Source organism: Streptomyces sp. NPDC089915, assembly GCF_040684675.1.
Classification (GTDB): Bacteria; Actinomycetota; Actinomycetes; order Streptomycetales; family Streptomycetaceae; genus Streptomyces.
Genome location: NZ_JBFBGN010000017.1, coordinates 49,540 through 72,607 on the forward strand (window position 1 = coordinate 49,540; position 23,068 = coordinate 72,607).

Annotated in this window: 23 protein-coding genes; 12 read left to right on the forward strand and 11 right to left on the reverse strand. The window is 73.5% G+C overall.

The features are described 5' to 3' along the window. Positions 1-25: 25 nt before the first annotated feature. Positions 26-973, forward strand: a complete 948-nt coding sequence (locus AB0O29_RS08200; protein WP_365147931.1) for a UbiA family prenyltransferase — start codon at positions 26-28, stop codon at positions 971-973. A 177-nt stretch (positions 974-1,150) separates the two neighbouring features. Further along, positions 1,151-1,627, forward strand: a complete 477-nt coding sequence (locus tag AB0O29_RS08205; RefSeq protein ID WP_365147933.1) for a cupin domain-containing protein — start codon at positions 1,151-1,153, stop codon at positions 1,625-1,627. A gap of 100 nt (positions 1,628-1,727) precedes the next feature. Here AB0O29_RS08205 and AB0O29_RS08210 read toward each other — a convergent pair whose 3' ends face one another. Continuing rightward, positions 1,728-2,102: a MerR family transcriptional regulator gene (locus AB0O29_RS08210; RefSeq protein ID WP_365147936.1), complete on the reverse strand. Its 375-nt coding sequence runs from the start codon at positions 2,100-2,102 to the stop codon at positions 1,728-1,730. A 48-nt stretch (positions 2,103-2,150) separates the two neighbouring features. On the opposite strand from AB0O29_RS08210, the gene AB0O29_RS08215 reads away from it, so the two are divergent. Both AB0O29_RS08215 and AB0O29_RS08220 read left to right on the forward strand, forming a co-directional pair. Next, positions 2,151-3,044 (forward strand): NAD(P)H-binding protein, encoded by an 894-nt coding sequence (locus AB0O29_RS08215; protein ID WP_365147939.1) that lies wholly within the window; start codon positions 2,151-2,153, stop codon positions 3,042-3,044. Positions 3,045-3,201: 157 nt separating this feature from the next. Next, entirely contained in the window at positions 3,202-3,909 is a 708-nt protein-coding gene (locus AB0O29_RS08220) for an SDR family oxidoreductase (RefSeq protein WP_365147942.1), read from the forward strand. A gap of 16 nt (positions 3,910-3,925) precedes the next feature. Here AB0O29_RS08220 and AB0O29_RS08225 read toward each other — a convergent pair whose 3' ends face one another. The 3 genes from AB0O29_RS08225 to AB0O29_RS08235 form a co-directional block, all read right to left on the reverse strand. Continuing rightward, entirely contained in the window at positions 3,926-4,651 is a 726-nt protein-coding gene (locus tag AB0O29_RS08225; protein WP_365148018.1) for an FAD:protein FMN transferase, read from the reverse strand. 133 nt (positions 4,652-4,784) lie between these two features. Beyond that, positions 4,785-5,216, reverse strand: coding sequence for an FMN-binding protein (locus AB0O29_RS08230; RefSeq protein ID WP_365147945.1), 432 nt, complete (start codon positions 5,214-5,216; stop codon positions 4,785-4,787). 29 nt (positions 5,217-5,245) lie between these two features. Then, positions 5,246-6,610, reverse strand: a complete 1,365-nt coding sequence (locus AB0O29_RS08235) for a ferric reductase-like transmembrane domain-containing protein (protein WP_365147948.1) — start codon at positions 6,608-6,610, stop codon at positions 5,246-5,248. Positions 6,611-6,798: 188 nt separating this feature from the next. On the opposite strand from AB0O29_RS08235, the gene AB0O29_RS08240 reads away from it, so the two are divergent. Both AB0O29_RS08240 and AB0O29_RS08245 read left to right on the forward strand, forming a co-directional pair. Beyond that, entirely contained in the window at positions 6,799-7,542 is a 744-nt protein-coding gene (locus AB0O29_RS08240) for a response regulator transcription factor (protein ID WP_365147951.1), read from the forward strand. After that, positions 7,539-8,975 (forward strand): HAMP domain-containing sensor histidine kinase, encoded by a 1,437-nt coding sequence (locus tag AB0O29_RS08245; RefSeq protein WP_365147954.1) that lies wholly within the window; start codon positions 7,539-7,541, stop codon positions 8,973-8,975. Before AB0O29_RS08240 ends, AB0O29_RS08245 begins: the two co-directional genes overlap by 4 nt. A 26-nt stretch (positions 8,976-9,001) precedes the next feature. On the opposite strand, the gene AB0O29_RS08250 is transcribed toward AB0O29_RS08245, so the two are convergent. Beyond that, positions 9,002-9,730 (reverse strand): DUF1775 domain-containing protein, encoded by a 729-nt coding sequence (locus tag AB0O29_RS08250; protein ID WP_365147957.1) that lies wholly within the window; start codon positions 9,728-9,730, stop codon positions 9,002-9,004. A 32-nt stretch (positions 9,731-9,762) separates the two neighbouring features. Then, positions 9,763-10,335 (reverse strand): hypothetical protein, encoded by a 573-nt coding sequence (locus tag AB0O29_RS08255; protein WP_365147960.1) that lies wholly within the window; start codon positions 10,333-10,335, stop codon positions 9,763-9,765. 290 nt (positions 10,336-10,625) lie between these two features. On the opposite strand from AB0O29_RS08255, the gene AB0O29_RS08260 reads away from it, so the two are divergent. Both AB0O29_RS08260 and AB0O29_RS08265 read left to right on the forward strand, forming a co-directional pair. Then, positions 10,626-11,009, forward strand: a complete 384-nt coding sequence (locus AB0O29_RS08260; protein ID WP_365147963.1) for a metalloregulator ArsR/SmtB family transcription factor — start codon at positions 10,626-10,628, stop codon at positions 11,007-11,009. Positions 11,010-11,126: 117 nt separating this feature from the next. Then, complete coding sequence (locus tag AB0O29_RS08265) at positions 11,127-12,491, forward strand: MFS transporter (protein WP_365147966.1); 1,365 nt, start codon at positions 11,127-11,129, stop codon at positions 12,489-12,491. 39 nt (positions 12,492-12,530) lie between these two features. Here AB0O29_RS08265 and AB0O29_RS08270 read toward each other — a convergent pair whose 3' ends face one another. From AB0O29_RS08270 to AB0O29_RS08285, 4 genes are all read right to left on the reverse strand, one after another. Further along, complete coding sequence (locus AB0O29_RS08270) at positions 12,531-13,481, reverse strand: ThiF family adenylyltransferase (protein WP_365147968.1); 951 nt, start codon at positions 13,479-13,481, stop codon at positions 12,531-12,533. Between the two features lie 33 nt (positions 13,482-13,514). Beyond that, positions 13,515-14,759, reverse strand: coding sequence for a hypothetical protein (locus AB0O29_RS08275; protein ID WP_365147971.1), 1,245 nt, complete (start codon positions 14,757-14,759; stop codon positions 13,515-13,517). Next, entirely contained in the window at positions 14,756-16,708 is a 1,953-nt protein-coding gene (locus AB0O29_RS08280; protein WP_365147974.1) for a radical SAM protein, read from the reverse strand. Before AB0O29_RS08280 ends, AB0O29_RS08275 begins: the two co-directional genes overlap by 4 nt. 108 nt (positions 16,709-16,816) lie before the next feature. Further along, positions 16,817-16,978 carry a hypothetical protein gene (locus tag AB0O29_RS08285; protein ID WP_365147977.1) on the reverse strand — a complete coding sequence of 54 codons (162 nt, stop codon included), beginning with the start codon at positions 16,976-16,978 and terminating at the stop codon, positions 16,817-16,819. 245 nt (positions 16,979-17,223) lie between these two features. Between AB0O29_RS08285 and AB0O29_RS08290 the strand changes: the two genes are divergently transcribed. The 4 genes from AB0O29_RS08290 (at position 17,224) to AB0O29_RS08305 (ending at position 22,400) form a co-directional block, all read left to right on the forward strand. After that, positions 17,224-18,465: a cytochrome P450 gene (locus tag AB0O29_RS08290; RefSeq protein WP_365147980.1), complete on the forward strand. Its 1,242-nt coding sequence runs from the start codon at positions 17,224-17,226 to the stop codon at positions 18,463-18,465. A 33-nt stretch (positions 18,466-18,498) separates the two neighbouring features. Further along, complete coding sequence (locus AB0O29_RS08295; RefSeq protein WP_365147982.1) at positions 18,499-20,424, forward strand: RiPP maturation radical SAM C-methyltransferase; 1,926 nt, start codon at positions 18,499-18,501, stop codon at positions 20,422-20,424. Next, complete coding sequence (locus AB0O29_RS08300; protein ID WP_365147985.1) at positions 20,421-20,993, forward strand: DUF5825 family protein; 573 nt, start codon at positions 20,421-20,423, stop codon at positions 20,991-20,993. Before AB0O29_RS08295 ends, AB0O29_RS08300 begins: the two co-directional genes overlap by 4 nt. A 135-nt stretch (positions 20,994-21,128) precedes the next feature. Beyond that, positions 21,129-22,400: an MFS transporter gene (locus AB0O29_RS08305; protein WP_365147988.1), complete on the forward strand. Its 1,272-nt coding sequence runs from the start codon at positions 21,129-21,131 to the stop codon at positions 22,398-22,400. Between the two features lie 59 nt (positions 22,401-22,459). On the opposite strand, the gene AB0O29_RS08310 is transcribed toward AB0O29_RS08305, so the two are convergent. Further along, positions 22,460-23,044, reverse strand: a complete 585-nt coding sequence (locus tag AB0O29_RS08310) for a snapalysin family zinc-dependent metalloprotease (RefSeq protein ID WP_365147991.1) — start codon at positions 23,042-23,044, stop codon at positions 22,460-22,462. Positions 23,045-23,068: the final 24 nt, after the last annotated feature.

A 23,068-nucleotide genomic window follows, 5' to 3' on the forward strand; every position in this document is an offset into this window, starting at 1 on the left:
CACCGGCCCCCAGGGAGCTGTCGCGATGGTGAGCCCGCCGAACACCCCCTCCTCTTCCCCCGACGTCCCGACGCCCTCGCGCAGGGCGGCGGGGGGCCGGACCGCCGGCGGCCCGACGGTGGTCCGGTCGGTGCTGCGGGAGCCGTGGCTGAGCTGGCAGTTCATCAAGAACGATCCCTGGGGCGGCCTCTACCCCGGTGTCGTCTTCGCCCTCGCCGTCGCGGTCCGCCACCACCAGCCGGCGGGCCGCCTCGCCGTGACCGCGGTGACGGCGACCGTCTACTTCTGGCTCTACCTCTACACCTTCTGCCTCACCAACCAGCTCGCCGGGCTCCGCGAGGACCGCCTCAACAAGCCCTTCCGCCCCCTGGTGCGGAAATCGGTCACCGCGCGCGGGGCCCTGACGCGCACCGCGGTCGCCTTCGTCCTGTTCCCCCTCGTCGGATGGGCGGCGGGGGTGTGGCAATGGGCGCTGCTCTGGCAGGCCATGACCCTCCTGCACAACCTCGGGGGCTCCCGGTACTGGATCGTCAAGAACGCCGTCATCGGCTGTGGCGTCCTTCCCATGCTCGGCGCCGCCTGGCAGATGACCGCCCCCCTGACCCCCGGCGCATGGCGGTGGATGCTCACCCTCGCCGTCGTGGTCTTCCTCCTCATCTCCGTCCAGGACCTGCGCGACCTGCGCGGAGACGCCGCCACCGGCCGCAGGACCTTCCCCCTGGCCTTCGGGGAGGTCTTCTCACGCCGTTTCCTCTGTGCGGGCTTCGCCCTCCTGCCGCTGGTCACCCACTTCCTCCTCGTCCGGGCGGCCACCCCGGCGGCCTGGTGCGCGGAAGCGGTCGCGGCGGCCCTCTGCTGGACCACCGCCCGCCGCGTCCTCGACCGCCGCGGCCCGGCCTACGACCACGGCACCTACCGCCTGTTCGAGTACTGGTACACCGCTGTCCTCGCCACCGCCTTCGTCGCCCTCTGATCCCGCTCATCCCCGGCACGGGACGAGCCCCACCGCCCCCCGTTTCCCGGCGCCCGTGACCGTCCGGCTCGAGTGTCGCTGGCGTCGGGCCGCAACACCCCGGTGAGTCTGGAAGGGTTGGCCCGGCGCAAAACCTGCGCCGGAACGCGTACCACCTCCGTCGACCGGGAGAGAAGCATGACCATCAAGGACATCGGGCCGGAACCTCAGAGCTTCGACCTCGAAAAGGCGACGCTGGAGAACAGCAACTACCGCTCGGTCGCCTGGTCCGGCAAGTACCTTCAGCTGACCCTCATGTCGATCCCGGTGGGCGAGGACATCGGCCTGGAGGCGCACCCGGAGACCGACCAGTTCCTCCGGCTCGACGCGGGCCGCGGCCGCGTTCAGATGGGCAGTGCGAAGGACCGCCTCGACTTCGAGCAGGAGGTCGAGGACGGCTGGGCGGTCTTCGTGCCCGCCGGCACCTGGCACAACGTCACCAACACCGGCGACGAGCCCATGCGGCTCTACGCCGTCTACGCCCCGGTCCACCACGCCCCGGACAAGATCCACGAGACCTTCGCCGACGCCGAGCGCGACGAGGACTCGGGCAACGACGAACCCCCGGCCTGGTCGGTCCAGCCCACCCGCCACCCCGCGGACAAGCACGCCTGACCACCGGCGGGGGCGGTCCTCCCCGCCGGCCCGGGGGAACGAACCGGCCCCAGGTCGCCGACCTGGGGCTTCCGGGCGGGCCTCCCCGCCCCGCTCTCGGTCAGGGGCCCCAGACGAACGTCGCGCAGTCCGCGCACTCCTCGAGGTAGCGGTGGCGGCACTCGACGGTGTGCCGGAGGAAGGCGATCGCCTGCCGTCGGCTGTGGACCTCGCTCTCCAGCGCGGCGATCTTCGCGCGCACGACCTCCTGCGCGGCGGACTTCCTCGGGGACATCGCCGCCGTGACCTCCGGCAGGGAGAGCCCGACCCGGCGCAGCTTCAGCACGGTTCGGGCCTGCTCCAGGACCTCGTCGTCGTAGAGGCGGTAGCCGTTCGCGTCCCGGCGCACCGTGAGCGCTCCGACGTGCTCCCAGTGCCGCAGGACGTGCGCTTCGACTCCCAGCCGCGCGGCCGCCTCGCCGATCGTCATCGCCATTGCGCCGCCCTTGCCTTGATGTCGACCTGAACCCCTAGCGTCCCCAGCATGCCTGACACCCCCTCCATCCCGCCCGTCCCCGCTCGCTCCCGGACCGTCCTGGTCACCGGCGCGACGGGCAACCTCGGCCGTGAGCTCCTCGCCCGGCTGCACGCGCGCCCGGCGGCCGTACGGCGCCTCGACCGCCGTCCTGTCGGCCCGCGACCCGGCGTCGAGTCGGTGCGGGGCGATCTGACCGACGGCGGTTCCGTCCGTGCGGCGCTCGACGGTGTCGACACCGTCTTCCTCATCTGGCCGCTCCTCGACACCGCCCCCGCCGGGCCCCTGATCGCGGAACTCGCCGCGGCGGCACCGCGCGTCGTCTACCTGTCCTCGACCGCGATCGACGACGACGCGGTGCGCCAGAGCGACCCGATCGTGCAGGTGCACGCGGACATGGAACGCCTGCTCCGTGACGCCGGCCTGCGTCCCACCGTGCTGCGCAGCGACACGCTGGCGTCCAACACCCTTGGATGGGCGGCGCAGTTGCGCGCGGGCGACGTGGTCAGGGGTCCGGACACGGCCCGCACCGCGGTCGTCGACGAGGGGGACGTGGCGGCCGCGGCGGTAGAGGTGCTCCTCCGGCGCGGGGACGACGCGGACCGCACCCCCTACCTGCTGACGGGGCCCGAGCCGCTCGGCAGGGCCGACCAGGTCGCGATCCTCGGTGCCGCCCTCGGGCGGGAGTTGCGTTTCGAGCCGGTGCCCGCGGATGCCGCGCGCGCACGCATGCTCGCGGACGGCCGTCCCGAGCGGCTGGTCGACGCCCTCGTCACGGCGTCGCTACGGAGACCGGAGTCACGGCTCGTGACCGACCACGTCGAGCGCCTGACCGGGATGCCGGCCCGCTCCTTCGCGCAGTGGGCCGTCGGCCACGGGGCCGAGTTCGGCCGGCGGCCATGACCGCCCCGCCGCCCCCGCCCCGCCGTGCGGCCGTGGTGGTCCCCGGGGACCAGGTCCAAAGCCGTAGCCCGTCTGCGCCTCGGGCCTGATCCCGCCGCGCGGGGAGACTGCGTAACGTGCTGCCCGAATCGGGATCGTCCGCCTCAGGGGAGAAGACATGAGCACCGCCGCACCGGTATCGCTGGTCACGGGTGGCAACAGGGGCATCGGCCGTGAAACCGCGCGCCAGCTGGCGGGACTCGGGCACACCGTCCTGCTCTCGGCCCGCCGTCCGGAAGACGCCGAACGGGCCGTCGCCGAGCTGGCCTCCGGAGCGCCCGGCACCCTGCTGCCGTGCCGGCTGGACGTGACCGACGCCGAGGACGTCCGCACCCTGGCCCGTCGGGTGGAAGAGGAGTTCGGGCGCCTCGACGTCCTCGTCAACAACGCGGCCGTCAACTACGACACCGCCCGCCGGGCGGTCTCCGTCGACCTCGACGAGGTCCGCCGGACGCTGGAGACCAACCTCTTCGGAGCCTGGCGGACCGCGCAGGCCTTCCTGCCGCTGCTGCGCCGTTCCGCTCACCCCCGTGTGGTGAACGTGTCCAGCGAATCCGGGTCCCTGGAACACATGTCGGGCGGCACCCCCGCCTACGGGGTCTCGAAGGCCGCCCTCAACGCCGTGACCCGCAAGCTCGCCGACGAACTGCGCGCCGAGGGGATCCTGGTGAACTGCGTCTGCCCGGGGTGGATCGCGACCGACATGGGCGGCCCGGGCGGCGACCCCGTCGACCAGGGCGCCGCCGGCGTCGTCTGGGCCGCCACCCTGCCCGACTCCGGTCCCACCGGCGGCTTCTTCCGCGAGGGCGAACCGCTGGCCTGGTAGGGCGACGCCCGCCGCCTCAGCTCCCGTACCGGCCGAACCCGGACGTCCGCCACTGCCGGCCGTCGGGCAGGATCGCGAGGCCCTCGTAGCCGTCGAGGGCCTCAAGCCACTCCCGGGCGCCGTGGCCGCGGGCGAACGCGGCCGTCGCGTAGGCGTCGGTCATGGTCAGGCGCGGGCCGATCACCGTGAGGGAGGCGAACGCGGTGACGGGGGCGCCGTCGTGCGGGTCGAGGATGTGGGCGCCGCGTTCGGCCGTGCCGGAGGTGGCGACGGCGAGGTCCTCCCGGACGGTGACGACGGTGGCGAGCCGGCCCGGGTGCAGGGGGTGGGCGATGCCGATGCGCCAGGGGGCCGACCGGGGGCCCGGAACGCGGAGTTGGAGGTCGCCGCCGCCATTGACGCAGGTGTGGCGGGCGCCGGCCTCGTACAGGAGCTCCGACGCGGCTTCGGCGGCCCAGCCCTTGACGAGCCCGGACGGGTCGAGGGTGCCGGCGGGCGTGATGCTGAAGTAGCCCTCGCTGTCGTGGACGGCCCGCGCGCACAGGCTCAGGACCTCGTGGACCTCGGGCGGGCAGTCGCCGAGGCGGATCTCGCCGCGGTCGAGCCGGCTGACGTGGCTGTCGGGCCGGTAGGTGGAGAACACGGCGTCGACCCGGTGGAGAAGGCGCACGGCCTCGGCGAGGGCGCGCCGGATGGCGGGGGTGGGCCGGTCGCGGACGTCGAAGGAGAAGACGGTGCCCATGACGTGCTCGACGTGGCGCAGCCCCTCCGCATGGCGCGGCCCCTCCGCCGGCCGTGCCGTGTGCGGGGCCCGGTCCGCGCGGGTCGGGTCCGCGCGGGTCGGGTCAGAGCGGGTCGGGTCAGGGCGGGTCGGTTCATACACCGGCTTCGTCCAGGGCGCTCTGCAGGGACCGGATGTAGCCCTCGCTGGTGTAGCTCGCGCCGGACACGGCGTCGATCGAGGCGCTCTGCGCGCCGAGCGCCTCCTCGGTCAGCCGGGGCACGGCCCGGGCGGCTATCTCCCGGTCGCGGCCCCGCTCGGAGGGCACCTGCAGGACGTGGACGGCGGTGATGTGCCCCTGGGCGAGGGTGACGGACACCTGTACCGGTCCGTACCGGGTGTCGACGACGTCCCCGGTGAACTCGCCGGTACGGGTGCCGGAGGCGGCGCCGCCCGGAGCCGAGGCGGCGGGCCTGGGAGCGGAGACGGCGGAGACGACGGGGGGATGGCCCTGGTGGGGCTTGAGGGCGAGCAGCAGGACCACCCCCGCGGTGGTCGACAGGGTGGTGGCGGCGACGCGGCGCACGGCGGGTCTCCTCGGGTTTCGGGCCGCGCTCAGAGCGCGAAGGACTCGTGGTGGATGCGGCGGGCGGGCACACCGGCGTCGCGCAGGGCGGAGCGGGCCGCCTCGGTCATGCCGGGCGGTCCGCACAGGTACACGTCCCGTTCTCCGAGGTCGGGCACGTACGTGAGCAGCGCCTCGGCCGTCAGCGGCATGCGGTGGGCGGCCGGTTCGTCGACGGAGTACAGGACGCGGGCACCGCGGGCCGCCGCGACGGCGTCCAGCTCGCCGCGCAGCGCGAGGTCCTCGGGACGGCGGGCACGGTAGATCAGGGTGACGTCACCGGGCAGGGTCTCCAGCAGGGTCCGCAGCGGGGTGATGCCGACGCCCCCGCCCAGCAGCAGCGTCCTGCCCGTGGTGCGGCGGTCCGCGGTGAAGCCGCCGTACGGGCCTTCGGCCCAGACGCGGGTGCCGGGGGCCAGCCGGGCGACGGCGGCGCTGTGGCCGCCGACGGCCTTGACCGTGATGCGCAGGGAGCGGCCGTCGGCGGGGGCGGAGAGCGAGTAGGGGTTGGCGGCCCACCACAGGCCCGGAGCCAGGAAGCGCCAGCGGAAGAACTGCCCGGGCCGGGCGCCGAGCTCGTCCAGGCGCTCGCCGGTGAGGTACACGGACACGACACCGGGCGCCTCGCGGCGGACCGCGGCGACACGGAGGCGGTGGCGCATCCCGCCGCGGACGGGCACGGCGAACCGGAACCACAGGAGCAGCGCGGCCACACCGAGGTACAGGGCGTACCAGGCCAGCCGGGCCGGGCGGTCGCCGACGAAGTCGGCACCGTCGGAGAGCTGGTGCCCGAAGACCAGGAAGACCGCCAGGTACGTCGCGAAGTGGAGGTGGTGCCAGGTCTCGTAGCCCATCCTGCGGCGGGCGGCGCGGGCGGAGAGGACGCCGGTGCCCACGAGGAGGAGGAAGCCGGCGGTGCCCTTCAGCAGGTCCGGGTAGTGCAGGACCAGCGTGGTGGCCTGGCTCACCGGATCCGTGTGCGCGCTGACGGCGTAGCCCCCGATGACCAGCAGGGTGTGGGCCAGGGCGAGGGAGAGGGCGTAGCGCCCGCCCATGGCGTGCCAGCGGGCCAGCCGGTCGGTGCCCACACCGCGGTCGAGGATGGGGACGCGGGCCATCAGGGCCAGCAGGACCGCGCAGGCGTACCCGGCGAGGAGGCCGGTGATCCGGCCGCCGTCGGTCAGCCAGCCCGCCGGGCCGACGACGGAGGTGGTGTCGGCCCACCACAGGCCGAGGACGCCCGCGGCCCCGGCCCAGACGAGGACCTGGGCGGCCACGGGTATCCAGGCCGTACGCGGCGGCGCCGCGTGCGGGACACGCGTCACGGAACGGCGGTCGTACGCGCCGGCGGCCATGGGGCCCCTTTCCCGGCGACGGCGTCCACGGCCGGCACCATGTCGGTGGTTGCCCGGCCAGCCTCACACCGGCAGCTCTGTGTTCCCTCTGAAACGGCCTCCCGGGGACGGATCCACAGGTGATTCAGAGGAAACTCAGAGCTTCCGGACGCCCTGGTACCGCACATCCGGGAGATGCTGGAACCACCATGGACAGCCCCTCACCACCCCCCGTGCTCCGCAGGCCCGACGGCGCCCCCGTCCGGATCCTCGTCGTCGACGACGAGCCGGACCTCACCGACGTGCTGTCCGGGGCGCTGCGCTCGGAGGGCTGGGACGTCCGCACCGCCGCCGACGGCGCGAGCGCCCTCGACACGGCGGCCGCGTTCCGTCCCGACGCCGTCGTCCTCGACTGGATGCTGCCCGACCTGGACGGGCTCGCCGTGCTGCGCCGGATGCGGACCGGCCTGCCGGACGTCTGCGTCCTGTTCCTCACCGCCCGCGACTCCGTCGAGGACCGCGTCGCGGGCATCACCGCGGGCGGCGACGACTACGTGACCAAGCCCTTCAGCCTCGAAGAGGTGCTCGCCCGGCTGCGCGGGCTGCTGCGGCGGGCGGGCATGGCACGCGAGCCCGGCGGGAACCGCCTCGCCGTCGGCGACCTGGTGATGGACGAGGAGGCGATGGAGGTCAGCCGCGCCGGCCGGCTCGTCGACCTGTCGCGGACGGAGTTCGAACTGCTGCGCTTCCTGATGCGCAACCCGCGCCGGGTCCTGTCCAAGGAGCGGATCCTCGACCGGGTCTGGTCGTACGACTTCGGCGGCCGGGCGCACATCGTGGAGCTGTACATCAGCTACCTGCGCAAGAAGATCGACGCGGACCGGCCGCCGATGATCCACACGGTGCGGGGTGCCGGCTACGTCCTCAAGCCCGGGGAACCCGGTCCCGCATGAAGCGGCCCCGGCTGCCCCGCACCCTGCGGTCCCGGCTGACCGCCGGTCTCGTGCTCCTGCTCGCCCTGGCCTGCCTCGCGGTGGGGGCGGCGACCGTGCTGACCCTGGAAACCTTCCTCGTGAACCAGCTCGACCAGCAGCTCGCCGCCTCCGGCGGCCGGTTCGCGGCCAGCCTCGAACACGACGAGAAGCCCGACGCCGACAACCGGCCCGACACCCGAGGCCAGTCGAACGGCACCTTCGGCGCCCGGCTGCTGCGCGGGCGGACCACCGAGGCGGCCGTCGTCCGCGCCCAGACCGACGCCCCGGTACCGCTCACCGCCCGCGACCGGGCGTCCCTCGCCGCCGTACCCGCGGACGGACGGGGCCACGACCTCAGGCTGTCCGCCCTGTACCGCTACCGGGTCGCCGCCGTCACGGGCGACGACGGCGACGTCCTGATCACCGGCCTGCCGCTGCAGCCGGTGGAGGAGACCGTGCACCGCCTGGAGACGGCGGAGGCCATCGTGTTCGGTGCCACGCTCGCGGCCACCGGGGTCGCCGGAGCCCTGTGGGTCAGGCTCTCGCTGCGCCCGCTGCAGCGCGTCGCGGCCACCGCCACCGAGGTCACCCGGCTGCCCCTGGCCAGCGGGGAGACCGCGATGCCCGCCCCGGTCCCCGACACCGACCCGCACACGGAGGTCGGCCGGGTGGGCGCCGCGCTCAACCGCATGCTGGGACACGTGGGCGACGCCCTCGCCCGGCGGCAGGCGGGCGAGGAGCGCCTGCGCCACTTCGCCGCGGACGCCAGCCACGAACTCCGTACGCCCGTCGCCACCGTGCGCGCCCACGCCGAGCTGGCCCTGCGCCACCCCGGCGCGGTGCCGGGGGAGGTGCGCCACTCGCTGGAGCGGATCCAGTCCGAGACCCGGCGCATGACCGGCCTCGTCGACGACCTCCTGCTGCTCGCCCGGCTCGACGCGGGCCGGCCCCTCGCCCGCGAACCGGTCGACCTGACCCGGCTGGCGCTGGACGCGGTCAGCGACGCCCGGACCGCCGCCCCCGGCCACCGCTGGCTGCTCGACCTGCCGGAGGAGCCCGTCACGGTGACCGGTGACGAACACCGGCTCCACCAGGTCATCGCCAACCTCCTGGCCAACGCCCGCACCCACACCCCGGAGGGCACCGAGGTCACCCTCGCGCTGGGCGAGGGCACGTCAGGGACCGTGGAGCTGAGCGTCACGGACACCGGCCCCGGTATCCCCGGCGATCTCGTGCCCGAGGTGTTCCAGCGCTTCACCCGGGCCGATCACAACCGGGCCAGGGCGGGGGGCGGTACGGGCCTGGGCCTGGCCATCGTCCTGGCGGTGGTCCAGGCCCATGACGGCACCGTCGAGGTCACCAGCCGCCCCGGGCACACGTCCTTCCACGTCACCCTGGAGCGGGGCGGCTGACCGGCACGGCGCCCCCGCCGCTCGCGTCAGTTCCGGCTACGGCCGCGCCGCAGCCACCAGACGGCCCCGGCGGCCAGCACCACCACGACCGCCGCCACGCCGACGGCCGTCGCGGTGCCGCCGCCCCCGCTCCCGTCCTCCCCGGCCGTGGCGGCCGTGGCGGCCGAAGCGGTCGCCGGCGGCGGCTCGACGGACGGGGCGGCGCTCGGAGCCGACGTCGGAGTGGGGCTCGGGCTCGGGGCGATCGGCTTGGCCCCGGGCGCGGCCGGCAACAGATCGAGGACCGGGGCCGGGTTCTCGACCTTCTGCCCGCCGGTGGGGACCTCGATCCAGCGCGAGACCTTTCCGTCGCCGTAGGTCTCGATGGTCTTGAACGCCAGGGACTTCTCGTCCGGCAGCTGGCGGACCGTGATGCTGTACGCCGCGTCCGTGCCGGTGGCCAGCGCCGTGCCGCCGACGGTGTAGCCGTCCGAAGTGGCGGTGAACTTCCACTCCTTGGGCGCCTCCTTCAGCGTCACGGAGTCCGGGGCTATGCCCTTGGGGAGCACCACGCGCAGTTCCGAGATGCCCGCGCTGTCCGACTCCGCCTCCGAGGTGAAGGAGAGGGTGACGTTCTCGGCGAGGGCGCTCGGGTTGGACGCCTTGACCTCGGAATGCGCGGCGGCCGGGCCCGCGGTCAGGCCGACGGCCACGAGGGCGCCGAAGGCCGCGAGGGCCAGCCGGCGGGGACGGAGGCCGGTGGGCGTTGCGTTCATGGGGGAGGAACCTCTCGGTACGGGGGCGGGCTTCACCATGCGAGGGATCGGCCCGCGAGGATGGGGGAGACGTCTCCTGCCCACCCGGCGGGAGGCCCCCGGCGTACCACCACGTGGGAGAGCGCCGCCGCCGTCCCCGGCGCCGTCGCGGGACCGCCGTGCGGCGTCGGCCCGGCCGGCGGGCGCGGTCCGCTCCACGGCGGGCGGAGGGAGCCGAAGGCCGCGGCGGCGGCCGCCACCGCCCGCTGCGCCCAGCGGCCCACCGTCTCCGGCAGGCGGCCGAGGGCCCGGTCCGCGCGGTACATGAGCAGGGCCAGCAGGCACGCGGCCGCGCAGTGGGCCGCGGTCATCGCCCACACGCCGCGGAGGGCGAGGCGTACGGCCTGCGGCGCCCCCTCGTGGCCCCCGGCGGGCCCGTGGCACACGGGCTGCCCGTCGGACAGCACCCGGTGCAGGACGAGTTGCGCCAGACCGGTCGCCGCGACCACGTGCCACCAGGGCCGCGAGATCCGGGACACGGTCCACGACAGGGCGAAGGCCACCGCCGTACCGGCCGCCACCCGCGCCCAGGAGACCTCGTCCCCCGACGCCAGGTGGTGGCTCACGACGGCCAACGCCGTACCGGGCAGGGCGAACAGGGCAGCCCGAAGGCACCGTCCGCCGCGCCGCCCGGGCTGCGGACACGAGCGCGTCCTGGCACGGCGTCCGGTCATGTCGGGGCCATCATCCACCGGACTCCGCCCCCGTCGGGCGGTGACTGTCACATGACGAGTGGTTTTCCGGCACCGCTCCAGGTCCGTGTGCCCGGGGGCACCGCCGCCGGCGTCCGCCGTCCCGTCCGCGCACGGGTACGCGCACGTGCACACGTCGGACGCGGCCGCCCTACGATGGGCGGATGACCTCACGCACAAGCGGCGCACCTGCCCATGCCTCGCAGAGCGGGACGGGCGAGGCGGGCTGGGCGGGTGAGGCGGGCGGGGAGCGCCTGGTGGTCGCCGCCTCGATTCTGGCACTGCTCGCCGACCGCACCCGCCTGGCGCTGCTGCACAGGCTCGGCGAGGGCGAGGCGGACGTCACCACGCTCACCGAGGTGTGCGGCGCCCCGCGCCCCTCCGTCAGCCAGCACCTGGCCAAGCTGCGCCTGGCCGGACTGGTCACCACGCGCAAGGACGGGCGCCGGGTCGTGTACTCGCTCGGCCACGGCCACCTCCGTCGCCTCGTCGGCGAAGCGCTCAGCGTGGCCGACCACCAGATCGGATCCCTCCCGCCCCACGACTGAACCGGCCCCGCCGAACGGGGAGGCCGTCCGGCCGTCCGGCACACAACATGTGCACACTTGCGCACATGTTGCCTATGATGGGACCGTCGTCCCGTCCGCCGAGCCCAGGGCAAGGCCATGCTGTCCGTGCTGAGGAACCGCACCTACCGCCACCTGTTCACGGCCCAGATCACGGCCCTGACCGGCACCGGGCTGGCCACGGTGGCGCTGAGCCTGCTCGCCTACGACATCGCGGGGGAGAACGCCTCCGCCGTACTGGGGACCGCGCTGGCGATCAAGATGGTCGCCTACGTGGCCGTCGCCCCGCTGGCCGGCGCCTTCGCCGGCCGCGTTCCGCGCCGGGCCCTGATGGCGGGCACGGACCTCATCCGGGCGGGCGCCGCCCTCGCCCTGCCCTTCGTCACCCAGGTCTGGCAGGTCTACGTCCTGATCTTCGTGCTGCAAGCGGCGTCCGCGGCCTTCACCCCGGCCTTCCAGGCCACCATCCCGCAGGTGCTGCCCGAGGAGCGCGACTACACCCGGGCCCTGTCCATGTCCCGGCTCGCCTACGACCTGGAGAGCCTGGGCAGCCCCGCAGTGGCCGCCGGTCTGCTGACCCTGGTCTCCTACGACTGGCTGTTCGCCGGAACCGCCTTCGGCTTCCTGGCCTCCGCCACCCTCGTGGTCTCCGCCGTGCTCCCCGGGCCGGCCCCCGTGGAGCGCACCGGCGGCGTCTACGCGAAGGCGGGCTTCGGCACCCGCCTGTTCTGGTCCACCCCGCGACTGCGGGCGCTGCTCGCCCTGGACCTCGCGGTGGCCGCCTCCGGGGCGATCGTCTTCGTCGACACCGTCGTCCTGGTCCGCGACCACTTCCACCGCTCGGCCGGGGCCGTCTCCCTCGCCCTCGGTGCCTACGGCGCCGGTTCCATGCTCGCGGCCCTGCTCCTGCCCCGTCTGCTGCGGCGGACCGGGGACCGGCCCGTCATGCTGGGCGCCGCCTTCGCCCTGCCGGCCGTGCTCGCCGCCGTCGCCGCCCTCGCGGCGGTGGCCCCCGGCAGCGGCTCCTGGTGGGCGCTCCTCGCGGCGTGGGCAGCGATCGGCGCCGCCTGCTCGGCCGTCCTCACCCCGGGCGGCCGCCTGGTCCGGCGCTCCACCGCCGACGAGGACCTCCCCGCGGCCTTCGCCGCCCAGTTCTCCCTGTCCCACGCCTGCTGGCTGCTCACCTACCCCCTCGCCGGATGGCTCGCCGCCGGCGCGGGACTGCCCGTCACCGCGTCGGCCCTCGGGGCCGTCGCGCTCGCGGCGGCCGTCGCCGCCGCCCTCATCTGGCCCGCCCGCGACCCGGAGCGCCTCGAACACACCCACGCCGACCTCCCCGCGGACCATCCCCACCTCACCGGCGCCAGCCGTGCCGCCGGAGGCTGGCGGCACGGCCACGACTACGTCATCGACCGGTACCACCACACCTGGCCGCAGGCCCGTCCGTCCCGCGTCGGCGGCTGAATCCACGGCTCCCGGACCCCGGTCCGGCCTTCCGCAGGCTCAGGTGAACGCCGTCCCCAGCAGCTCGACGCGGTGCGCGGTCCTCTGGGCGCTCACGCCGAGGATGCCGAAGATGAGGTCACGGCCCATCGTCGCGCCCACCAGCGTGTTGACCGGGCCGAACGAGGCCGCCATCGGTGTGGCCGCGGCCCCGGCCAAGGCCTTCGCCTCCCGGCGCGACGCGATGAAGGCCGGGAGGCCGGCGGGCCGGATCAGCGGACCGCTCGACCCGACCCTCAGGCCGCAGCCCCCGGTGATCATCGACACCCCGCGCTCAAGGCAGGCGTGCGCGCACAGCTCCGGCAGCGAGAGGGGGCGGTCGGCCGCGACGACGAGGAACCCGCCCTCGCGCAGGTGCGGCACCAGCGCCTCACCGGTCGTGATCGTCTCCATGACGGCGGCCGGATCCGCCTCGGGGAGGCGCTCGCACACCCACTCCCGGGCCACATCGACCTTCGCCCGTCCCACGTCACAACGCCGGTAGAGGTACTGGCGGTTCAGGTTCTCCAGCGCGACCCGGTCGCCGTCCACCAGCGTCAGCCCGCCCACACCCGCCCCCGCGAGCTCGGCCAGCACCGCGCCGCCGATGCCGCCGACCCCCAGCACCGTCACGTGCGCCGTGCGCAGCCGCTCCTGCGCCGCGCCGGCGTCCAGACCCAGGGCCGCGAAGTACTCGACCTGGTTCCTCCAGGCGGACGCGTCCCACGAACGGTCGAACGGAGCGACGACGAGGCGCAGCCGCAGCAGCGCACGCACGACGGCGTCCACCCCGCCTCCGCTCGGCGCCGGGAGGCCGGCCGGCTCGCCGGAGACCGCATCGAGCCATGCGAACACCGCTTCGGGGCAGCGCCGGACCAGCAGCACCTCGTCGGAGAAGACGCGCAGCTCGTCGCCGTCGCGGGACCAGGTCGCCGCGGGCGAGAGGACGTAGCGGTCGATTCCGTCAGCCATCCCCGGCCTTCCTTCGTCCCTCGTGTCGGCATCTCATGCGCAACCGGCGCTCCAGCCGAACCGGGGGAAGCGCACGGCGCCCATCGGCGGCCAGGGCAGCCCGGCCAGCTCCCCGCGCTGCAGCCAGTGCCCCCGCAGACGCACGAGCGGTACGACCGGACACCGCTCGCGGACCGCCCGGCGCAGCTCGCCGTACGCCGCACGGTCGTCCGGGACCTCGGACAGCCGGCCCAGCAGCGGCGCGAGGACGGGGTCACGGCGCGCCGGGTCGAGCAGGTCCAGAGCGCAGACCGGATCCTCGAACAGCGGGCCCCGCAACGCGAGGAGCAGGTCGCAGGAGTCCGCCGAGCCCGAGACGAAGTCGGCGGGTGCCGGCTCGACCTCGACCCCGAGGTTCTCGGCCAGCTGCGCCGCGACCTCTTCGGCCACGACCCGGTTGGGGTAGTAGTCCCAGTACCCCAGGCGCAGCCGTTCCCCGGAGCCGACGGTGCTGGGCGGCGCCTCGACGTGCTGGTCGGGCGCCGCCGCCTCCACACCGTTCCAGCACCGCGCGACGAGCCGGTCGTAGCGGATCGCGCCGAGGAGCCGGCGGCGGAACCCCGCGTCGCCCACCGCCGACGGACTGCCGGGGTTGATCTCCAGGCGCATCTCGATCGCGGTCGGCGCCGTGTGGAAGACCCGGCTGTCCGCGAACTCCGGGACGCGGTCGAGCGGAAACGCCGTCGCGCACGTCACGTCCACCTCGCCCCGCCGGAACCTCGCCGGGGCGCCGTGCGGATCGCGGCGCACGAGCACCCGCACGGGCGGCGTTCCGGCCCGGACGGGTTCGAGCCGGTACTCGTCATCGGCGGTGCGCACGGCACGCTCGTAGGCGCCCGAGGACAGCTCCCCGCAGGCGGAGACGGGAGCGAGATCGACGCTCCGGAGCAGGCTCGGAAGGTGCGGCGCCCGGCGGCGGAGCTCGATGACGAGCGCGTCCTCCGCCGTGCGGACCGCGCGGACGTCGAGGAGGAACCGCTGGAGCGACGGGACCGTGAGCGCGGTCCGGATCGCCCGGGCGTGATCGCGCGCACGCACCGGGCTCCCGTCGGAGAAGGACGCGCCCCGCCGGACGCGGTAGTGCTGGCTCAGCCCGTCGTCCGCGACCCCGACGAGATCGAGCCGGCTGCGCTGGCTCGCCGCGGCGAACCAGCGGCTCAGGTAGTCGCCTCCCGTGGGGCCGTGCCACCGGATCGGGTCGTCGTCCACCTCGACGACGACGGGACGGGCCGGGCTCACGTGGCCAGGAGGGGGCTGCCGGCCATCGGGGCCGTCCGTCCGGGGGAGTCCGGGGCGTCCGGCGAGGCGTCGATCCGGGCACACGACCGTGCCACCGCCGTCGCGGCCTCGCGCGGCCGCCCGGGGGCGAACCGTGCGAGCAGGGCCTCGCGTTCCTCCCGGCCGCGCGGCATGAGCACCTTGAACACCTCGGCCTGGGCCGGCGTCAGGCGGAGCGTGGACACCTCCGCCTCACTCGCCCGGTAGACGACCACGACGGTCGGACGGTCCAGCTCCGGCCTCCAGGCGAGGTCGCGCGGGTCGGAGATCATCGCGACGACGTCGACGTCGAGGTCCGCGATCAGGAAGTGCGGCTTGTCCCCCACGGTGGCGGGCCGCCGGTAGACGTTGACGAGCTCCTCCTCGACCTCGTCCCCCCGGAACTCCGCCAGCATCGAGTCGTAGGTGAACAGCGCCCCGGCGGCCCGCGCGTGCACGCCCTCCACGCGCGCCAGGATCGCGGCGAGCGCCTCCTCGACGGGCACGCCCGCCCGTTCGAGCAGGGCGTCGACGCACTCCACGTACGTGAGCCCCGCACCCTGCTTGAGGAATCGCAGCAGGTGGTAATAGCGGCGCGTGAAGTACCGCGAGAGGCGCAGCACGCCCTGGTAGTACCCGTACTCCCGGTTTCCGCTGCGGATGAAGCTGAATCCGGTGAAGACCGCCGCCTCGTCCCTGATGAGCGCGCGGACATCCGTCGGGAGGAAGGTACCCATCACGTCGAGCCCGCCGTCGAGCGGTTCGAGTTCGGACCGGTACTCATCGGTGATCTCGGCACCGGGAAGCGGCTGGAGCACGCTGAGGTCACTGTTGACGGCGCCGTAGGCGATCGCGTCGAAGACGACCTCGAGGGATTTCTCAAGGTCCTCGGCGGTCTCGTCCGGATAGCCCACGATCGTGTTCGTCTCGAACTGGATTCCGACTTCCTGGGCGGACTGGAAGAATTCGTAGGTCCGCTTCGTGGAGGGCATCTTCAGCATGTTCTTGAGGATCTTCTCCGACCCCGCGTCCGTGCCGCAGAAGATGTTGAAGCATCCCGCCTCGGCCATGCGCCGCAGCAGCGACGGGTTCACGTTGTCCGGCCGGACCGCGCAGCCCCATTCGAACATGTCGTTGTGCTCGGCGAAATAGGAAACGAACTCGTCCAGGTACGTGCGCTTGTTGGCGAAGTTGTCGTGCAGGAAGTTGAACTGGGTCACCCCGTGCGTACGGTGCAGGAAACGGAGCTCGTCGAGGATGACCGAGGGGTCCTTGATCCGGAAGTCGCGGTCCCAGAACGTCGACGTCATGCAGAACTTGCACGAATACGTACACCCGGAGCCGATGTGCACGTCGAAGATGTGCGGGGTCGACAGCCGGATGTAGTCGCCCATCGGAACGGCCTCATACGCCGGCATCGGCACGAGGTTGAGGTTCGTGGTCGGCTGGGGCCCGCTGGAGACGGACCGGCCGTTCTCGCACGACCAGAAGCCGCGCACCCCGGCGGGATCGGCCCCGTCGGCGATGGCGTCGGCGAGAGCGGTGATCGCGAGCTCTCCCTCCCCGCGGCACACGAAGTCCACGCAGTCGGCGAAGCGCGGGAGGGCGTCGGGGAAGACCCCGAAGGTCCCGGGTCCGCCGAGGACCACCGTGACGTCGGGCCGGAGCAGCTTGACCCGGCGCCCGATGAGAAGGCATGCGGGGAGGGTGTCCGCGAGACAGGTGAGGCCGAGGACATCGGGATCGGCGGCGAGCAGCCGGGCGCAGGTCCGCTCCAGCCAGTCGGCGTCACCGGGTGTGAAGGCCCCGATCCGGTGCTCGTACTCCAGGTCGACGACGACGGTGGGATGGCCGTGCGCCCGCAGGGGCGAGGCGATGCAGAGCAGTCCGAGGGGGACGAAGAACGGCGAATTGACGTCGGCGTTGATCAAAGGCCGTCCGAGCGTCACACGGGCGTGCCGCGTGGACGAGCGAACGGGCACCTGGCCCTCCCCGGCAAACGAGAGGGCCAGTCGCTTGGGAGTCGGCATCAGATGCGATCAGCAGCGCCGCGCAACGATGGCACCCAGAGTGGCCGATGACAGGGTGATCAGCTCGACGTCATCGGCGAGGTCGAGACCCTCCTCGTCGGAGAAGAGCACCATGTCCGGCTCCGACTCGTCCGTCACGGTCATCGCACGTTCCCGCACTTCCTGTGCCATCGTCATCCCCTTACTTCGCCTTGACTTGCACCAACGCACTCATCTCATAGAGCCTTCGGCGACTCGTCAATAGGGCGTGGGAATGGGGAAGTCTCCTGAGGCCCGTGATGACGGGAGTTCTTGTCACCTGGCCTTTCACGACCCCTTGTAAGGCTTGATCGGGCCCGGATAGGCTGCTGCCGTCCGGTACTCGATTCAATGAACCCGGCGTGCCTTCCGTCGGTGAACTCCGGGACGGAGCTCGAATGGTGACGTCTTCACAGGCCGGCGTTCCTGATCCGGAATCCGCGGCGGTCCCCTTCTTTCCGATTCCGCGGGCGTCCGGCTGTCCGCTCGATCCGGCGCCCGAGCTCGCCGCGCTGCAGGAACGGGCGCCGCTGGTCCGGGTCCGGCTCTGGGACGGCAGCACCCCCTGGCTGGTGACGAGGCACGCGGAGCAGTGCGCCCTGCTGTCGGACCGCCGGGTCAGTGCGGACTGGACGCAGCCGGGCTACCCGTTCGACAGCCCGTTCCTGCGGGACCACCACGAAGAGGCCCGGTTCCTGACCGCCATGGAAGGCCCCGAGCACCTCCGGCTGCGCCGGATGATCGCCCGGCCCTTCACCCCGCGCAGGGTCGGGCAACTGCGGCCCGCGATCCGCCAGGTCGTCGACGACCACATCGACGCCCTGCTGGCCGGCCCGAAGCCGGCGGACTTCGTGTCGCAGTTCGCCCTGCCGATCCCGTGCATCGTCATCTGCCACGTGCTCGGCGTCCCGTACGAGGACCACGACTTCTTCCAGCACGCCATCAGGACGCTGACCGCCAGGGACGTCCCGGACGAGGTCGCGGGCAAGGCCGAGGGCGAGCTGTACCGCTACCTGGCCCGGCTGATCGGCCGCAAGCTCCGCGACCCCGGGGACGACCTGCTGTCCCAGCTGGCCGCCGAACGGCTGGCCACCCGGCAGCTGAACCGGCACGAGCTGGTGATGCTGGTGCTGTTCCTGCTGGTCTCGGGGCACGAGACCACGGCCAGCATGATCGCGCTCGGCACGCTGGCCCTGCTGCTCCACCCCGACCAGATCGACGTGCTGAAGGAAGCCGACGACCGCGGGGCCGAGGCCGCCGTCGACGAGCTGCTGCGCTACCTGACCACCGTCCAGCCCGGCCGGCGCCGCGTGGCCGTGGAGGACGTCGAGATCGCCGGGCAGGTGGTCCGCGCCGGCGAGGGCCTGATCCTCCCGGAGGAGATCGGCAACCGCGACGAGCGCGTGTTCCCCGCCGCCGCAGCGCTGGACCTGCGCCGCGACGCCGGCGAGCACCTCGCCTTCGGGTTCGGCGTGCACAAGTGCACGGGCCAGCCGCTGGCCCGCCTGGAGCTCCAGGTCGTGTTCGCCGCCCTGTTCCGGCGGATTCCGACACTGGCCCTGGCCGTCGGCGTCGGCGACCTCCCGTTCATGGACGACGGGCTCGGGTACGGCCTCAGGGAAATGCCCGTGAGCTGGTAGGTGGACGAGGTTGAGCCGGTGACAGGAGGCGGAGTGGAACTGCTGCAGATCGGGCGCGCCCGGACGGCGCCGGAGCCCCGTCCGCCCGTGGTGGAGGAGGGCGTGCTCGCGGTCACGCTGGTCTGCATGCCCTGGGCGTTGATCGACATGCCGTCCCTGGCCGTCAGCACGATCGCCCCGCTCTTCGCGGAGCGCGCCGAAGTCGGGCGGCTGGACGCCCTGTACGCCAACATCCGGTGGCTCGACCACCTCACCCACCGGGTCGGCCTCGCCCGGGACCACTACGAGCTGGTCGTCGACGCCGAGGTCCTCGGAGTCGGGGAATGGATCTTCTCCAGCTGTTTCCGCCCCGATGCGGATCCCCGCGAGACGAGCTTCTTCGCCTTGCTGCGCGGGCTCGAACAGGCCGAGGCCTACTGCGAGATGTTCCGCGCCGCCCCCGGATTCGTCGACGAGCTGGGCGAGGAGATCGTCGAGTCCCGTACCGACGTGCTCGGCCTGACGACGACCTTCGACCAGAACATCGCCTCCTTCGCCCTCGCGCGGCGGGTGAAGGAGCTGTCCCCGCACACCGTCACGGTCCTCGGCGGGGCGAACTGCGACGGCGTCCAGGGCACGGCGATCCACCGGGCCCGCACCGAGATCGACTACGTCGTGCGGGGCGAGGCGGAGCACTCGATCGCACCGCTCGTCGCGCACATCGCGGCCCGCCGCGGCGGCCGGACCGATCCGGGGGACGAGGCGGCACGCGCGGTTCCGGGACTCTGCTGGCGGTCCGGTCCGGACGGCGCCTCGGTCAGCAACCCCCTGGGGACCAGGCCCGTCCTCATGGACGCCGTCCCGGAGCCCGTCTACGACCACTACTTCCGCGAACTGAGGGGATCCGGCCTCACCGAACTCGTCGACGTCAAGCTCCCGCTCGAAGCCAGCAGGGGATGCTGGTGGGGGGCCAAGCACCACTGCACGTTCTGCGGCCTGAACGGATCGGCCATGGCCCACCGCGCCAAGCCGACGCAGCGGGTCCAGGCCGAGGCCTCCCGGGCCGTCCGCCGGCACCACGTCCTCGACCTGGTGTTCACGGACAACATCCTCGGCCCCGAGCACGTCCGCCGGCTCACCACCGACATGGCGCTCCCGGCCGACTGGGACGTCAGGCTGTTCGCCGAGGTGAAGTCCAACCTCGGCTTCCACCACCTGGAGGCACTCGCCCGGGCCGGCTTCACACAACTCCAGCCGGGTGTCGAGAGCCTGTCCACACCCGTCCTGCGCCTCATGCGCAAGGGGGTCACCGGATGGCAGAACGTGCGGTTCCTGCGGGACTGCGCCACCTGCAGGATCTACCCCTCGTGGAACGTCCTCGTCGGCTTCCCGGGAGAGGAGGAACGCGCGTACGCGGCGCTGGCCGGGTCGATGCCGGCCCTCCACCACCTCACCGCACCCGACGGCGTCCACCGCATCCAGCTGACGCGTTTCAGCCCCTATTTCGACGACCCCGGGCTCGGGCTGCGGAACCTGGGGCCGTCGGGCGAGCTCATCCGCGCCTACGAAGGGGTGGCCGACGCCCTCGACGACCTGGTCTACGTTTTCGACTCCGAGCCCGCCGGCATCTCGGCGGGCATGTACGAGCACGTGTGCGAGGCGGTCGGCGTCTGGATGGCGAACTCGTCGACCTCGCGGCTGGTCGCCCTGCCGGCGTCGCAGGACTCCCTCGTCGTCGTCGACGACCGGTACGGCTGGCCCTCGCGCGAACTGGTGCTCCCGCCCGGTCTGGAGACCGAGGCCTACCGTGCGCTCGCCAAAGGACGGACCCTCCCCGCACTCGGCCGCCTGCTCGACGACCTCGGGATTGCGGTGGCCGGCGGCCGGCTCGAAGCGCTCGTCGAGGAGTGGACCGCGCTCGGGCTCACCTTCCACGAGGATCAGACGTACGTGGCCCTCGCGACGGGACTGCGCTGGTGACCGCGCCGGCCCCGCGCCCGCGGACCGGCCGCCGGCACCTGTTCGCGACGATGGGGTTCCGTTCCGTCGAGGACCGGGCGGGCCTCGTGTCCCTGGTGCGGGCGGGGTACGCCGGAGTGCGGCTGACCGGACACCACGTCCTGCCGGCCATGCCCGACCGCGACCTCGTCGCCCTGATCGCGCTGCTGCGCGACGCGCGCGGCGTCGGCCTGCGGGTCTCGTGGAGCGGCGCATGCGCCGGGCTCGACGTCGGCCGCCTCCGGCACCTCGACCCGCCGCGCGGGCCGGACGGTGCCTTCGCCTGGTCGCCGCGGGCGGACGCGCAGCTCCTCGTACGGCGCGGCCCGACGTTCCTCTCCGTCGACGACACGCGCCTCGGCCCGCGCCGGCGCGTCGTCATCGACCGCTCCACCCCGGCGGCGAGCCTCCTCGAAGCCGTCGACTGGGGGCGCGAGATCACGGCCGCCGAGCGGGCCGGTGCCGACGGCCTCACCCGGGACGGCCTGGTCTTCTCCTCCGGCGGCCACTGTGTGGGCCTGCCCGTGCGCCAGGGGATCTGGTGTGTCTGACCACGTGACGAGATCCGCGATTCGGCTGACTTCACGCCCGTCCCGGCGCCAAGATGTTGGTCGGCGGCAGAGGCGGCGGAGGCGGCACAGGCCCGACAGCAACGACCACCGGAGTCAGCAGGGGGAGCCCGCGGTATGACCGGCACCACGGAGGCCCTCGGCGGGCCGCCCGCAGTCGACGACGCGGTACGCGGCGTCACGCGCCCGTTCTACGTCTACGCCGTGCTCGCCAACACGCTCTTCCAGCGCGGCGTGTTCGTCCTCTTCCTCCAGCAGCGGGGCTTCTCCGCCGGGCAGGTGGCCCTGCTCCAGACCCTGCTCTACCTGGTCAGCGGGCTGGCGGAGTTCCCGACGGGAGTCATCGCCGACCGGATCGGCAGGCGCGCCAGCATCGTGATCGGCCAGGTGCTGATCGCCGGCTGTCTGCTCGGCCAGGCGGGGTTCTCCGACTACTGGGTGTTCCTGGCGCTGTTCATCGGTCAGGGCGTGGGCATGGCCTGCGTGTCCGGCTCGGACACCGCCCTGCTGTACGACCTGCTGGTGCGCCGCGGTGCGACGGCGAGCTACGTCAGGATCAACTCCCGGTTCACCATGCTCGGGACGGTCACCTCGGGCGTCGCCATCGTCCTCGGCGGCCAACTGCAGCGGATCTCCTGGGGGATCGTCTACGCCGGCTCGGCGGCCTGCCTCGTCCTGGCCGTGGTGGTGCTGATGTCGCGGGTGCCCGAGATCCGCGGCGCGGACGCGGTGGACGAGCAGGACGGAGCCGGGGAGAAGCACGCCGACACCACGGCATGGCGGGCGATGCTCCGGGTCGCGACGCCGGCGCTGGTGACGCTCGTCGTGGTGTCCGGACTGATGCACGCGACGTTGACGCCGTACATCATCTTCACCCAGAAGACCCTCTCGGACCAGGGTGCGGGCACGGCCCTGGTCAGCGTGGTCATCTCGGCGGGATTCTTCGCCGGCGGGCTCACCCCGCTGCTGTCCGACCGTGCGAACCGGCGCATCGGCTACCGGATCATCGTCCCGGTGTCCCTCCTGACGCTGGCCGCGGCGCTCGGCCTCAGCGGCCTCGGGCTCGTCTGGGTCACCATCGCCGCGTTCCTGGTCCTGGTCGGAGTTCCCGAGATCACCGCCGTGCTCGTGGACAACGTGTTCAACGAGGCGGTGCCGTCGCGGCACCGGGCGAGCCTGCTGTCGATGATCGCGTTCGTGGAGTCGGCCCTCATCGGCATCGGCTACCTCGTCCTCGGCGGGCTCATGGACGGACTGGGCTCCAGCGTGGGCATGGCCGCCTACGCCGCGGTGCCGCTGCTGGCCTGTCTGCTGTGGCTCCCGGTGCTCTTCCGCAAGGCGCGGGTGACGGCCGAGGCCGAGGAGCCGGCCGGCCAGGAGACACCCTGAGGCATGCGCGGAGGCCTTGAAGGGCATCGGCCTCCGCGGTCGAATGCCGCCGCCGGCCGTCAGGGGGCGTCGACGAGGAGGCGGCCGTCGGTCGGTGCGGGCGGCGTGAGGCCGTTCGCGTAGGCGCTCTGGACGCGGGAGCGCTCCGCGGCGTCCGGTACGGCGTTGGTGCAGGCCGTACCGGCGCTGGAGCCGGACATCAGCTGCGTGCACGGCCCCGGCTTGGTGTCCGGGAGGCCCAGGCTGTGGCCCAGCTCGTGCGCCGCGATGCGGGTCTTGTCGTACCCGTCGCTGACGGCCTGCGCGCCGAGTTCGACCCGTACCTGCCGTCCCGGACGGACCGGGCCCAGGGTGGCCTGCGGCCAGCCGGTGGTGGCCACGATGACGATCTCGGCCCGGACGCCCGGTGCGGCCTTGACCAGCCGCACGTTGCCGACGTTCGCGTTCCAGGAGGCGACCCCGGCCGCGATGGCGGCCTCCCAGCCGCCGGCCCGGCTGTCGTCGTAGCGGAGCGTCACCGCTGCCGCGGTGGGTCCGGGTATCGCCGCGGGTGCGGTTGCGGGTGCCGCGGTCGCGGCGGTCGCCGCGGCCAGGACGAGTGCGGCGGCGGAGGTGCCGGCCTTCAGCCAGGTGCCCAGGGACATGATGGTGCTCCTTCACGGGTGGGG

Coding starts and splice junctions, on each gene's coding strand:
- AB0O29_RS08215 (WP_365147939.1), top strand. CDS start 2,151: ATGCCTGACACCCCCTCCATCCCGCCCGTCCCCGCTCGCTCCCGGACC.
- AB0O29_RS08290 (WP_365147980.1), top strand. CDS start 17,224: ATGGTGACGTCTTCACAGGCCGGCGTTCCTGATCCGGAATCCGCGGCG.
- AB0O29_RS08240 (WP_365147951.1), top strand. CDS start 6,799: ATGGACAGCCCCTCACCACCCCCCGTGCTCCGCAGGCCCGACGGCGCC.
- AB0O29_RS08285 (WP_365147977.1), bottom strand. CDS start 16,978: ATGGCACAGGAAGTGCGGGAACGTGCGATGACCGTGACGGACGAGTCG.
- AB0O29_RS08210 (WP_365147936.1), bottom strand. CDS start 2,102: ATGGCGATGACGATCGGCGAGGCGGCCGCGCGGCTGGGAGTCGAAGCG.
- AB0O29_RS08250 (WP_365147957.1), bottom strand. CDS start 9,730: ATGAACGCAACGCCCACCGGCCTCCGTCCCCGCCGGCTGGCCCTCGCG.
- AB0O29_RS08265 (WP_365147966.1), top strand. CDS start 11,127: ATGCTGTCCGTGCTGAGGAACCGCACCTACCGCCACCTGTTCACGGCC.
- AB0O29_RS08200 (WP_365147931.1), top strand. CDS start 26: ATGGTGAGCCCGCCGAACACCCCCTCCTCTTCCCCCGACGTCCCGACG.
- AB0O29_RS08225 (WP_365148018.1), bottom strand. CDS start 4,651: ATGGGCACCGTCTTCTCCTTCGACGTCCGCGACCGGCCCACCCCCGCC.
- AB0O29_RS08270 (WP_365147968.1), bottom strand. CDS start 13,481: ATGGCTGACGGAATCGACCGCTACGTCCTCTCGCCCGCGGCGACCTGG.
- AB0O29_RS08245 (WP_365147954.1), top strand. CDS start 7,539: ATGAAGCGGCCCCGGCTGCCCCGCACCCTGCGGTCCCGGCTGACCGCC.
- AB0O29_RS08220 (WP_365147942.1), top strand. CDS start 3,202: ATGAGCACCGCCGCACCGGTATCGCTGGTCACGGGTGGCAACAGGGGC.
- AB0O29_RS08310 (WP_365147991.1), bottom strand. CDS start 23,044: ATGTCCCTGGGCACCTGGCTGAAGGCCGGCACCTCCGCCGCCGCACTC.
- AB0O29_RS08205 (WP_365147933.1), top strand. CDS start 1,151: ATGACCATCAAGGACATCGGGCCGGAACCTCAGAGCTTCGACCTCGAA.
- AB0O29_RS08305 (WP_365147988.1), top strand. CDS start 21,129: ATGACCGGCACCACGGAGGCCCTCGGCGGGCCGCCCGCAGTCGACGAC.
- AB0O29_RS08260 (WP_365147963.1), top strand. CDS start 10,626: ATGACCTCACGCACAAGCGGCGCACCTGCCCATGCCTCGCAGAGCGGG.
- AB0O29_RS08235 (WP_365147948.1), bottom strand. CDS start 6,610: ATGGCCGCCGGCGCGTACGACCGCCGTTCCGTGACGCGTGTCCCGCAC.